The 12,272-nt window shown below is 51.0% G+C and carries 10 protein-coding genes; 3 read left to right on the forward strand and 7 right to left on the reverse strand.

What is annotated here, in order from left to right:
• Positions 1-94 precede the first annotated feature (94 nt).
• The 5 genes from C4J84_RS13685 to C4J84_RS13705 all read right to left on the reverse strand — a co-directional run bounded on the left by C4J84_RS13685 (position 95) and on the right by C4J84_RS13705 (position 6,783).
• Positions 95-4,087 carry a hypothetical protein gene (locus C4J84_RS13685; RefSeq protein WP_124370870.1) on the reverse strand — a complete coding sequence of 1,331 codons (3,993 nt, stop codon included), beginning with the start codon at positions 4,085-4,087 and terminating at the stop codon, positions 95-97.
• 210 nt (positions 4,088-4,297) lie between these two features.
• Positions 4,298-4,744, reverse strand: a complete 447-nt coding sequence (locus C4J84_RS13690; RefSeq protein ID WP_124370871.1) for a GNAT family N-acetyltransferase — start codon at positions 4,742-4,744, stop codon at positions 4,298-4,300.
• 158 nt (positions 4,745-4,902) lie between these two features.
• Positions 4,903-5,433, reverse strand: a complete 531-nt coding sequence (locus tag C4J84_RS13695; protein WP_124370872.1) for a hypothetical protein — start codon at positions 5,431-5,433, stop codon at positions 4,903-4,905.
• A gap of 289 nt (positions 5,434-5,722) precedes the next feature.
• Complete coding sequence (locus tag C4J84_RS13700) at positions 5,723-6,244, reverse strand: DUF2846 domain-containing protein (protein ID WP_124363056.1); 522 nt, start codon at positions 6,242-6,244, stop codon at positions 5,723-5,725.
• Positions 6,245-6,309: 65 nt separating this feature from the next.
• The gene (locus tag C4J84_RS13705) at positions 6,310-6,783 is read right to left on the reverse strand and encodes a hypothetical protein (RefSeq protein ID WP_256681352.1); all 474 of its coding nucleotides are present in this window, start codon (positions 6,781-6,783) and stop codon (positions 6,310-6,312) included.
• Between the two features lie 724 nt (positions 6,784-7,507).
• Here C4J84_RS13705 and C4J84_RS13715 point away from each other — a divergent pair.
• Positions 7,508-7,771 carry a DUF6124 family protein gene (locus C4J84_RS13715; RefSeq protein ID WP_124370875.1) on the forward strand — a complete coding sequence of 88 codons (264 nt, stop codon included), beginning with the start codon at positions 7,508-7,510 and terminating at the stop codon, positions 7,769-7,771.
• Between the two features lie 132 nt (positions 7,772-7,903).
• Here the strand turns inward: C4J84_RS13715 and C4J84_RS13720 are convergent, their stop codons facing one another.
• Together C4J84_RS13720 and C4J84_RS13725 are read right to left on the reverse strand one after the other, a co-directional pair.
• Positions 7,904-8,704 carry a GNAT family N-acetyltransferase gene (locus C4J84_RS13720; protein WP_124370876.1) on the reverse strand — a complete coding sequence of 267 codons (801 nt, stop codon included), beginning with the start codon at positions 8,702-8,704 and terminating at the stop codon, positions 7,904-7,906.
• Positions 8,705-9,037: 333 nt separating this feature from the next.
• Positions 9,038-10,246, reverse strand: a complete 1,209-nt coding sequence (locus C4J84_RS13725) for an MFS transporter (protein ID WP_124435543.1) — start codon at positions 10,244-10,246, stop codon at positions 9,038-9,040.
• Between the two features lie 134 nt (positions 10,247-10,380).
• Here C4J84_RS13725 and C4J84_RS13730 point away from each other — a divergent pair, with 134 nt between their 5' ends.
• Both C4J84_RS13730 and C4J84_RS13740 read left to right on the forward strand, forming a co-directional pair.
• The gene (locus C4J84_RS13730) at positions 10,381-10,962 is read left to right on the forward strand and encodes a TetR/AcrR family transcriptional regulator (protein ID WP_124370878.1); all 582 of its coding nucleotides are present in this window, start codon (positions 10,381-10,383) and stop codon (positions 10,960-10,962) included.
• A gap of 534 nt (positions 10,963-11,496) precedes the next feature.
• Positions 11,497-12,267, forward strand: coding sequence for a hypothetical protein (locus tag C4J84_RS13740; RefSeq protein ID WP_124370879.1), 771 nt, complete (start codon positions 11,497-11,499; stop codon positions 12,265-12,267).
• Positions 12,268-12,272 lie beyond the last annotated feature (5 nt).

Below are 12,272 nucleotides of genomic sequence, written 5' to 3' on the forward strand. Positions count from 1 at the left end.
AAAACACTATTCAACTAGGCTAGCCATTGCGTAATTCGTCCAAAAACAGAGAAACATGTGATAATTAACTAAACTAATAGACGTCAAGCTGATTCTAAAAGGGAATTGCCTTGGATAGATCGAGCACGCATACGTCAATTAGGCCATTCAACTCCGCAGGCATTCTCGTCAAAATTTCATCTCTAAGATCTTTAGGAGTCATAAATCCATGATTTTTTTTACCAGCTACTTTGACTTCTGTACCGAACCATAAAACAAGGTAGATGCCTTGAGAGCCTGCACTTGGATGGGCAGCGTAAAGATCGTTTAATTGATTAGACGCGGCAGAGAACAACTTTGGGTGCCACTGCCCCTTAACTTCACACACAAGTAGATGAGTGGTACCATCTATGACTTTAGCTGCGGTAAAATCACATCGGTTTGAGGCAGCCATGTGATGTTCGATCACTACAGAAGCGTTCAGCGCGGTCATTCGCACCTGCAGCATTTCTACTACTCTATTGCGCGCGATGTTTTCATCCACACGCACTCCTTGGGGCCAGAAAACATCTAGGGGGTCAGTCTCGGCACCTTTAAGCCATGCTTGCAATAACTCTAACTCTTCAATAAGCAACGCTCTCATATCTTCAACGGATGCAACGCCACCGCCGTCCAGTACTGAAATAATTTCCTTGGAGGTTGGAGGTTTAAAATCACGCAATCCGTTTTTGCGTATGGCAGCCATCTTCATGCTGCGCAAATCATTATAAAAATCAGAAAATTTACAATCTAGTAACATCCTGTTGATTACTGGAATGCTTCGACTAGGATCATCTTTTTCTATCCGCCAAATAACTTCCCGTATAAAACGATACGCCCTCTCAATTTTTGGCGACTCCGACCCCCAAGAAGTGGGTAGATCTACCTTCGGCCAAAAAGGTACATAGGCATCGACAATTAGGAATATCTTGTCTGCGTTGAGTTCTGGCCAGCCTGTTTCTACTTCATGACCGAACCGGCTTACACGCTGCTCGATTGCAAATATACTATCAGGGTGTATCAAAGCGTAGCGCCAAAGATCGCATTTATCATTATCGGAGAAAAATAAATGTCGTAATGCCCAAAACTCTTTGCGTTCCGTTGAAATATAGCTCTCTAGTTCAATACTTGCTCTGACTAATTCTTTATATTGATTTTCGATCAGCGCGGTCAATTGTGAACGGCTGCATTCCTTAGCGCAAACGTCAAAAAGCCGACCAGTAGCTTCTAATGGCATAGCGTTGTAGCGCTCGATCCATTCGAGCCCCAACTTCACCCTTAACGATTTGAAGGCCGCTTTATTCTCAAGCCACCATAAATTATTTGGCTCTCCAGGGAGATTCCATAGGGCAGGCTCAATAAATTCACGCGCGAAATCTTCAATATCTTTCTCGCATCGGAAAATATGAGCATCGACTTCTGCCTCAAGCGCCTCGGCTTCTCCGTCTCGGTAACACCTCGCTCCTCCAAGATCCGTCTTCACTGCCCGCAGAACCCTTTCATCTACATTTGCGAGTGATTGGTTTATACGAAAATGAATCAGGCAACCGGCATGTAAAACCATTGCCACACCTTGCCCGTGTCCCTTTGCAAGCTCACTGAGCGTAGGTGGAGGGGTCAACAGCGAAGTCAGGTAATTGGCAAGAGCTTTCTCCGCTGTAATAGCGTCGTCAACAATTGTCCGCAGATTTTCAGGAAAATAAAGATAGGTTTGGGCGAATTTCTGATTCCACCACCAATCGTTTCCTTGCTCTATCCGAGCTCGGTTGGCTTTAAGATACGCACGATTAAAATCTCGGATTTCTTGGTTCCGGAGCTGCAACCGTCTGTTACGTTGTAGATGCGAGCGAGGACGTTGAGCGCTGCGCCAACTCCTATCGAGTCGACACCATAGCTGCATAAATTCTGGCTTATCGCGCGCTTGAGCACGCATCTTCGAGCGTAAAGTGTCGGGCTTTTTTTCCTTCGCGTAACGATTGTGGGGACTCACAAATCCTCCCCAGAGTTTTAAGTTATCGGTGTCGAAGCCATAATCAACAATAGCCTCTACATCTTTGTGTTTGAATCGCAGCCCCTCATGAGGCTGCCCCCAATGCAGGTGGCTGATCATCTCCCAAATCTGGGCAGATTGGGTAATATTCTCAAACGCTAGGATGTGGATTGACTGGCGCAAGTGATCATCATTGTGTAGCGCTTTGACCGCGTGGCTTTCCGAAAAACCCTCGCGTTCGAATTTCAGCTTCTTTGACCAGCCCCAGACTTTCTTAGGGTCGTGCTCTCCCTGTACGATATTGAAATAATGATCTAGTAACTGAGCGACAATTTTACTAATGTTCGCGAAGCAAAGGCAATCTAATCGGGGCTCTACGTTGCAACGGCACTTCAAGCTTACAGTCAGATTGTCCAAGAGCCATATAGTGTCATCAAAACTTATTGAACTAACTAACTGCCTGACAAGGTAACGAAGATCGTTACGTCGCGCAGGCCTAGAGGCAGACATCGGAGGATTTAGCGCTGCAAGCTGGTTAAGAAGCTGGAGAACGAGACTCCTTTCAATGGGGTGTAATGAGGAGAGGCTTATGAAATTCGCCGCAATCGTTAACGCATCATGATTGCCCTCATCGAGCAGACACAGAAAATCGTCTATAGCGGAATAATCTGAAAACCTCGATAGACATTGATACGCTAATAGCCGGCAATTAAAATCATTAGATGCATTGAGCATAAATTTACGAAGATCAGCAATTAGCGTCTCTATCGCTTCAGCATCCAGTAACAGCTCGAGAATGAGTTGAGGCAGGTGAGAGCCATTGCCCTGATCTCCGAGAATATTTTTCACATCCTCTATAACGTCATCAGTAAAAAAGCCGACGATATTAAATTTGCGCCACGCATCGGAGCGTCGAAAATAGGGATCAAGTTCAGATAGTTTGCGTAGGCTACGGAGCAAAAGTTTCTTTGACTTTGCCCTTAGTTGAGCGGGATCGCCATTGGCCAACACTGCATACGGATCAATTTCTATTATTGTTTCCTGCAAAGCGCTGTTCCCCAGGGCTGCTAGCCAACCTAATAGACCGCGAAGCTCGTCCCGCACTACTGAATTGGGCGCAATTAATGCTAGAATCCGTCTACTTGATAGTCGATCAGCAGGGTCGTTAATTCGTTGTATGATGTATTGAGCAGCGCAATACTCGGCGACTATCCGGTGCACAGGTTCATGAAAATCAACATTCATTGTCGAGATGAACAGCCTACTGTCTAGTGCAGCAATAGCAGCGTTTTCCTTTTGAGTGATGCCCGAGATGTAAAGATAACCTCCGCAATCTAATCGCTCAACAGTAGAAACCCCGGTAATTCCGGACAATAATAACTTTGCGAATATTTCGGATGCAGCTAAAACAACTTGGGAGTTCGGAGGCCTCTTCGTTCGACTTCCTCCTTTTCCATCGTCACTAGCAAGTCGGTCAACCGCGTCATTAAAAATCTGATGTTTGGATTGGAAAATCCGGCCACCTTGTATATAGCCTTCGACAAATAACTTGAAGAACATCGGATTGCCGAGGACTTGCACTAGCCCAAACCTTGTAGCTTCTTCTAAAAAGATATCGAATTGTTCGTTAGGGAAAATCCGCTCGAATAATTCTTTCTGTTCGCTTTGGTCAAATGGGCTTAAGCGAACGATGATCGGCCTTACACCAAAACAATCTTCAATAAAACGATTTCGCTCATTGCCCCATTCGGATGACCGACTAGCGAGGACGATGGTCGAGGCTTCCGACTCAAGCGTCTTCACGATGGTTTGATCAACCGCCGATGGATCTTGTCTCGATACTTCATCTAATGCGTCTATCACGATCGCTGTCGACTTAACGACATTTATTCCATAACGAAAAATGCTAGCGCGTTGGCTTTTAACACCCAGCTGACGCGCAAAACTTTTAAGGAGCTCCGTTTTACCTGCCCCCGGCTCTGCGAGCACGATAATGACTCCTCCTCTGGACAAGCAATCGGCCTCAGAAACGGAGTCCTCGTCAACATAAAGTCTCCGCTCGATGTAGTAGTTTTCCATGCCGTCAGCTTTCCGTAATTAACATTTAGTTGAAATTCTATTCGTAAATGTTCATTTAGCCCATCTAAGCTTGCTCGGTAGTAGGGGGAGTTTCTTAGAAACCCCGTTGAACGTTATAAAAAATCCGAAAAAGCCAGTCCAGCGTTGACTCCTGGAAGGTCGATCGCTTGGCATCTTTGACCGGGCGCTTTTGGCCGATATCCAACAAATTCAAAGGTCTGCGATCCGCAAAATATGGCTAGCGTGAGCATCTTCTATTCGAATGAACCCGCAGCGCAGGTAAAAAGTGCTCCCCTCGAAAGTGTCGGTATAGAGGCGCACACGTTCAAAATGCAATGTGGCGTGGGCAAGCAATGCGCTAACCAATCTGCGGCCAACCTGTTGCTCGCGTGGCGCAGGCGCCACGTACATGCGTCGCAGCCTTCCTGTACGGTCATGGCTGAACGGATCAACAGACAGACCTCCAATGCCTACAAGCTGCTGGTTCAGATACGCTGCCATAAGGCATTCGCCAGGCGCATCGAAGCGATTGGTGCCTGACTCCCAGTCTGAAGTCAGTCGGGTGAGAAACCTGAAGCCTTCTGCAACTGCCGCTTTTTCCAGGTCGAGGATTTGGGGCGGCAGATGGGTGATCCGTTGAATCTCCATTGAGGTCAATCCTCTCTGATCGGGGGCGAGCCCGGCTTTTCACCAAGCCCCTAGGCGCGGTTGCCGATTTTCCTTTACACCCTAATGAGGAACTCATACACCCTAAACGGCCGCTGCAGCATGTGTCCAACTGTCCGTCGTATTCCTTCAACTCGATCAAGGGCTAATTAGTAAGTGCAAACCTTAGCTTCGCGGCCTCCAACAGCTGTGCGGCTTATTTTTCCAGAATCTTCATTTTTGGTGATTTTTTCAATTGTGATGTAACACAGCCCTGAGTTAGATTCATAGTCAGCGCGGGCCTCAGGTAAAAAGTGCACACTTGTAAAACATTGATACCTCCCGCTTGCTGGCGTACCTGCATACACTAGAGTTATCGGCTTGCCCGGCTCAATATATACTTCTGAGCTATTCTTAATCCCGTCACTACCCGGTATTCCCAGCATGCGATCATTGAACGTCCGATCATTTGCAATAGCAAATGATCTTGAGTTCACCATTCCAACGCCGGGAAGTGCCCAGTCGACACAGGTGCTACCTGGAACCAGACGTACAGTTTGATTGGTGATAACTCTGAGCCTGCTTGATGTAGGATTAGGCGGCTCAATATATGCAGTCGTAAAAGATTTTAGGTTATCTATCGTAGAACAACCTGACAATATTAAAACCGGCACAAATATTAAGTATTTTAAATATTTCATACCTTAAACTCTCCATAAGCTCTGCGTATTTTTTAGAGACTTCAACTCTTGCACAATATGCAGTTAAGAGACCTTCCTATCTGGTCTGCTCAGACGCCTTCTCGCTCTTGAAAATCGGTTACACAAGGCGGCCCTATACGCCCTTTCGGATCGCAGCTTGAAGGCTCACGAGCGCTTGAAGTGGGTCAGTCTATCCATACTGGTTTCCCTGCTCGCCCTCATACTGGATTAGCCCAACGTTGACGGCTGGGCTTGTGATGGACTTGGCCGAGGCATGAGGTACGCGTGGTTACGGTGCAGTCGCCGGCAACTCCTGGCACCATTTGATAGAACGCAGCGCTTCCTCAGCAGGCACAAGCGCATAGCGTGAGTAAAACATTGTTCCACCGAAACGACCCTCGTCGATTTCGCCCAAGGTCTGTCCGTCCTTGTAAGCAGATGTGCTGAGTTGGTCTGCGATGTAATACACCTTTCCATTCTCGACGGTGATATCGAAACGCTTGTTAACCATACCGCTTATTATGGGTGGCGAGGTGGAGGCGACGCTGTGCTTGCCGGCGGGAATATCGGCTTTGAAAAAACTACCGGAGGGCAAGCTGCCAATAGCGCGACCATCGACCAGAATGGTCGGAGCGACCCCGCTACCGATGCTGGCGGAAGTGCGATAGAAGTAAACCGTGGCCTCGTCCGGACGGGGTTGTGCCGGTGATGTGAAGAATGGCTGGCCCGTCAGGTCTGGACCGCTGATGCAGCCGGTCAGTGAGGCCAGGCCTACGAACAGGCTGGCCCAGAGTAGCGTAGAGCGCTTCATAGCATGAAACTCCTTGAACTGGGATCAATGGGCGTCGGGTTCGATGACTGTCACCGTTACCGGATTCAGATCGTGCACAGCCCTTTACCGAAGTCAGTGGCATCAGAACTCGGCCAAGGCGCGAAACCGCTCTTTGCCGTCACATTCAAGATGTTCCGCTCCTTGAGCATCGGGTACTTGCGCTTCAGCTCCTGCACAGTGCTCTCGGCATTGTTCACGTTGGCCAGGCAAAAGCGCAGGGCATCGGCGCGCAGATCGCCGATATAGAGGTTTTCCCCGGCCTTCACCGAGAAAACCGCAGGCACAGGACGCGGCATCGATCGGCCCGCGTAATACACGTAATGCCACTGCGTGTACTCATACTCTCCAGGCGGCACTTCATACATGAAGTAGTGGCCCAGCACATGGGGTGATGGCTGATCATCTTCATTGCCCAGCGTCGTCAGCCGTAATGCAGTGCCGGGTGCCCCCTGTTGGTTGATCTCAACCACCAGCCCATGCGGCTGCATCATCACATAGCTCTCACCAATCGAACCCACGATGATTGCCTTACTCGGGTCCGGTGCGTGCTTGCCGTCGTAGCGTGACGTAGCGCACCCGGACAGAAGGGTCACGCAAAGTGCGACTGCGGCCCAGACAAGATGTTTACTGCTGACTTTCCCTAGCATTGGTCTTTTTCCGATCAGTAATCTTGCAGTTCGTAGATCCCAGCCGAGCGAACTAAAAGTTCGCACACCTGGTCCCTCGTTGCCGGCTCGGCCGGACCTATTGTCCAGCTACCCGCACCTTGATAACAACCCGCTGTTGACCAATCACCCAAGTTATGGGGCCATTGTCTTCAACCCGCATTCGCCGCAGGGCTTGTACTAAAGGGGCTGCAAAGGGTCAGGCGTGCTGTTGAGCACCGCATCTTTCGCCGCAATTCGCAGCGCCTGAAGGCAAAATCCGATTCCCTCGCCGCGGCTTGCTCCATTGCCTACGCGTGCGTCAGAATCCGCCGGCTTGTGCGCTAGAGAGGCTGTCTCTAAGGTGGCTCGGTCGCTGAATTGTTCAGTGATCGGGTTTAGTAGCCTGAGGGTTTATCCAAACAATGTGCACAAGCTTCATCGATCAGACATTGCGTCTGTGTTTGATGGTGGCTGTGCGCAGGGCACCTTCGGGTGCGCCGGCTTTGTTTGGATTCCCCGGTCTACTAACCTGCGCACAGCCGCCACCCTTATGTTTAGTAGCTAAAGGATGGTGGCCCTAAACAGGAATTCAAACATGCTCAAATCAGATTCAAGTGCCCTCTTCGATGTTGACCCCAACGCCAGCAACGAAAGCCTCATCACCAACAGCTACGAAACCTTCACCAGCGTCAGCACCCTGCTGCTCGACCTGTCCGAAGACCTCAACGGCAAACACCGCGACGTCGCCCTGGCCATCCACCAACTGAGCGAAATGGGCGTACTCCTCACCGCCAGACTCCTTGACCGAGAAGTGCCCTGCCTGGCTGATGATCAGCTTCTCAACTCATTAGACCGATGACTCGCCGCGTCGTCGCAAGCTACATACAACGACTCGGCGATTTGGCGTTTGATGGCCTTGGGGGATCCCTGCCTCGGCACAAACCCCTCTGCGATGACGAGAGCGGCGCCTGCTTTCTGCCAAGAACAGACTTCAGCTATCTACCAGGCGATATAGCGCTTGAGCGTGGGATGTCGCTAGCCCTGTACGCTGCAAATTTCGGCGACTTTGCGAACTGGGAAGCGCGGTTGCGGCGATCACAAGACTGCCGTGTTTTTTTGCTTGCTCTATCCGATGAGATATCAGGGCTCCATGGTAGCCCTGGCCTCTTGCATTTTTTCGGGTGGCAGCCGTCCCAAGGTAGGCAACTCCATTGCAGGCAAGGTACATCAACGCTCCTGCCACGACCTTTCCATCAGCTTTAAGGACGTAGATTTTCAGACGTTCATTTGACATCAGTCCTGCGAACGAAGCCTGGCTCAACTGAAGATGCTCTGGCTTGGTATGAAATCCACTCGCATGCACGGCTGCGAACTCAGGAAGCGTTTGTGAGGTGGCTTCTTCGATTTCGAATGAGTGGTGATTCAAGACCACATTTTCGATGGTGCACGCGAGTTGCAGATGCGTCCACCCCCTCAGACGCTCCAGCCGCTTCTCACCCACCAAAGCGTACTGTTCCAAAGTCGAGGCCTTTCCGATAAGAGGCGTTACTGTCGAATACTCTGCTGATTCCTTGAGCAAGCTCAATAGTGACTTGGGTCTGTCGGTACTATCGCCGTAGATGCGATTGAGCATCGGGCTAGGTGATGCCTTCACCTGAAAGCATGGAAAAGCCTCGTTGAAAAACACACGAGCACCAAAAGGGTTTCCACTTATCCGAGACAAACTCTCGACGCGGGCACACAAATACTCGCTTTCTGCGGCCTCAATCGCATGAGCCATTCCGACATTCATGTGCATAGTCCTTATTGCGTGATGTCCCAGAAGGTAACGGCAAATTCAACAATACACACCTCCAAACACACTGCTGGTAGATAACCTGCTCCGGTGTGTCCCTTGGGGATCGATAACTGCCTGTCGCGAAGGGCAGCTATCGGCCAAAAGCGGTCATCCAAAATGCTAATACACAGAAAGCAGCGACTCTAACTCCGCGCAGCGTTCAAGCTGCTTGTGGTAAAGGCTATGTGGAAGAGCCGACTCTTCGCTCTGAGTTAACGAAAAGCCACTCTCACAAGTGGCTTTTCTTTCTGCAGATTACTCTGAGCAGGGCGCGTCACAGCAGGGACTTCATACCGAGTACGATGCCGCAAGCGACTGCTCTCGCATCCGTCGATACCCCCAAATAGTTACTAGCAATACAGCGGCTCCGGCTGCCAGAGCAACGCTAAACCCATACCGAGCACCTTCCATATCCACGAGTTGGCCCGACGCCGCAGCACCCATCGCCACCCCAACATTCAAGCCTGCCAGTAGCCAAGTCATGCCTTCGGTCAATTGTCGTTCCGGCACAGTTCGCTCAACCAAGGACATTGCCACAATCATGGTGGGCGCAAAGAATAACCCGGCCACCAACACTGCTCCCGAGAGGCTGGCAATGTTACCAGCCATAAACAAGGGCAGTGTCGTTGCGGCAGTTGCAACGCCACCCAACAGCAGGAGTTTGTGCAACGGCGTTTTCAGTTTTAGCGCACCGAACAACAAGCCCGCGGCGCACGAGCCGATGGCGTAACAGGACAACACGATACTGGCCGCCGCCGGACTGCCCATTTGTTCAGCGAACGCGACACTCACGATATCGACCGTTCCAACGATGACGCCCATCGCGACCATCAGCAATGTTAATAGCCGGACGTCCGCCAGACGAAAAATCGAGGTTGTTCGCGTGCTCTTTTCTTCAGCGGATTCTACTGGCGGTTCGGTGGATACTTGTGCTGCCAAAGCAAGTGCGCCAATCGCCAGCAGTACAACTGCCGCTAACGGTCCTGCCTGGGGGAAGACGGCCACACTCAAACCAACAGAAATCGGGGGGCCTGCAATAAATGTCACTTCGTCCAGCACGGTTTCGAGTGAATAAGCTGTTTGCAGGTGCGGCTTGCCCCTGTAGATCGCAGTCCAGCGAGCGCGGACCATGGCCGACATGCTCGGCATGAAGCCCGCTAACATAGCGGCCACGACCAAAGTCCAATCGGGCGTATGCCAGTAAGTACAGGCAAGCAGTAAAAGAATACCCAAAACGCTGATACCAGCAGACAAGGGCAGTACCCTGCGCTGACCGTATCGATCCACCATGCGTGAAACTTGCGGTGACATCAATGCATACGTCAGGACGAAGGTGGCAGAAACCGCGCCTGCCAGTGCGTAGCTGCCCCGCAACTGCGAAAGCATGGTGATGATGCCGATACCTGTCATGGGGAGCGGTAAACGGGCGAGGAGGCCTGCCAGGGAGAATCCCTTGGTGCCGGGGGCTTGGAACAGTATTCGGTACGGATTGGCCATGCTCGATACTCCTTATCGAATGAGTTCAGCTTGTCGGGCCGTCGCTGAACTGGGAATATACATTCATTACGTATGATTAAAATCCTATAATCATACGCAGTGAATGTAAATAGCTTGTTGGTCTGGGAGATATCATGGTTCGACGTACACGCGCTGGTATGGAAGAAACACGTGCCACGTTGCTGAAGACCGCGCGCCAGGTTTTCAGCGAACATGGCTATGCCGAAACGTCCATGGATGATTTGACAGCGCTGGCTGGCCTGACGAGGGGCGCGCTTTACCATCATTTCGGCGACAAGAAAGGTTTACTCACGGCCGTGGTCGCTCAAATTGATGCGGAGATGGACACGCGGCTACAAGTGATTTCGGACAGTACGGACAACGCATGGGAGGCTTTCAGGGACCGCTGTCGCATGTACCTGGAAATGGCACAGGAGCCTGAAATACAGCGCATCGTATTGCGGGATGCGCGCGCTGTTCTGGGTAGCTCCCCACCAGAAGCGCATCAGCACTGTGCAGCCTCCCTACAAAAGATGCTTGAGCAACTGATGCTGCAAGAGACGGTTGTACAAACCGATCCCGAAGCATTGGCAATGCTGATCCATGGTGCCTTGTGCGAAGCAGCATTCTGGATCGCAGAAGCTGAGCCAGGTTCAGGCAGGCTGTTGCAGGCCCTGGGGGCACTTGAGCTTCTGCTTAAGGGCGTCCGTAGCTGAAATCAGGAGCATAGGGGGCGGAGCCAGTGTGGCTAATACAGTGCGGTTGATAATGGGGTGCTCTTCCCAGACGACGAATTCTTCATGGAGTTTTCGTGGTGGAGCAAAAAGAAGGGCGTAATCATTGCATCAGCATCACACCGAAGTGGCCTAACACCGATACTATCTACAGATCTGCCGAGAAGCTGGCTCGGCTTGCGAAAGTTTTCGAAATGCCCTTGAGCTGGAGGGCATGAGATCTGATCGGAGAGTAGAACAGGACGCGCCATTGTCGGAGCGGAAGACGGCTATCGGTCAAAAGCGGACACTTGCCAAGTGTAGATTCCACTCTAAAGCTGACGCTTGAAATTGTCTTCGACAGTAGGGACGATTCACACTGGCAGCCTGCGCAGGCCTCACCTCGGATTTGCTCCGGGCCGGGCGCGAAGGCTGGACCATGCTAATCCAAACCTTTCCGGCGGATTGGTGAGTTCACACTTCGAGTTTCCATGCATATAAGATAGTCTTCAGCGAATACCTTTGCTGAGCGTAGCCATGGTCGACACATATACAGATGATCGCGCCCTTGAGCTTTATGCAGCGTTCAGGGGCAATCGGCGAAGTACGCCGCTACTGGAGCTGGCACCCTACCCGAAACTGTTTGGAGGGGAGAGCTTCAACATGGTGGCGATGCCTTTTCATGCGGTTGCGCAGGATGCATTGCGTGAGATTGCCAACTCAATTAACGGCTTCGTGAGATACATTCATTTCTTGCACGCTTGGCATCCGATCTACGAGAAGGCTTCAGAGGAGGATCAATACAATCTGCTGTTGGACCATGTCAAACCGCTGACCACTCTGTGCCTCTCGGCGCCGCAAGCCCTGCGTGGCCGACTAATACATGCAGCAACTGCGACCTCTTTTCATGCAAATGCATTCCTGAAATGGCCTGAAAACCCGCCGCCCTGGAATGGTGGTCATACAAGTATGAAGCAGGCCAAGACCATGAGCGAAGCGTGGTCCCGCTGGCCAGTGCTTGCTACCTCATTGAATCGAATGGCAGAACAAACCTTTAATGAGGCGACAAGCGACTTTCGGAATCAGCATGAGCATGGCCATCCTCGCTCAATCGCGTTAGGACACATCAATGTGGTCAGGCGAATCGAAATCAACGGGCGGGTCGGCTGGTCGTTCGGGCAACAGGAGCCAATGCAACTGAGTGAGCTACTGCCTATTTTTGAACAGGAACATGGCTACGCCATGGCCGCGTTCATAGCGTATCTGGAGATGGTCAAGGAGCAACACACTGCCTATGACTTGCTTTAATGCAT

This window comes from Pseudomonas sp. R11-23-07, from assembly GCF_003852295.1.
Classification (GTDB): domain Bacteria; phylum Pseudomonadota; class Gammaproteobacteria; order Pseudomonadales; family Pseudomonadaceae; genus Aquipseudomonas.

Bases quoted from the DNA above. Each gene is read 5' to 3' on its own strand.
- C4J84_RS13685 (WP_124370870.1), bottom strand. From the start codon at position 4,087: ATGGAAAACTACTACATCGAGCGGAGACTTTATGTTGACGAGGACTCC.
- C4J84_RS13695 (WP_124370872.1), bottom strand. From the start codon at position 5,433: ATGAAATATTTAAAATACTTAATATTTGTGCCGGTTTTAATATTGTCA.
- C4J84_RS13700 (WP_124363056.1), bottom strand. From the start codon at position 6,244: ATGAAGCGCTCTACGCTACTCTGGGCCAGCCTGTTCGTAGGCCTGGCC.
- C4J84_RS13715 (WP_124370875.1), top strand. From the start codon at position 7,508: ATGCTCAAATCAGATTCAAGTGCCCTCTTCGATGTTGACCCCAACGCC.
- C4J84_RS13720 (WP_124370876.1), bottom strand. From the start codon at position 8,704: ATGAATGTCGGAATGGCTCATGCGATTGAGGCCGCAGAAAGCGAGTAT.
- C4J84_RS13725 (WP_124435543.1), bottom strand. From the start codon at position 10,246: ATGGCCAATCCGTACCGAATACTGTTCCAAGCCCCCGGCACCAAGGGA.
- C4J84_RS13730 (WP_124370878.1), top strand. From the start codon at position 10,381: ATGGTTCGACGTACACGCGCTGGTATGGAAGAAACACGTGCCACGTTG.
- C4J84_RS13740 (WP_124370879.1), top strand. From the start codon at position 11,497: ATGGTCGACACATATACAGATGATCGCGCCCTTGAGCTTTATGCAGCG.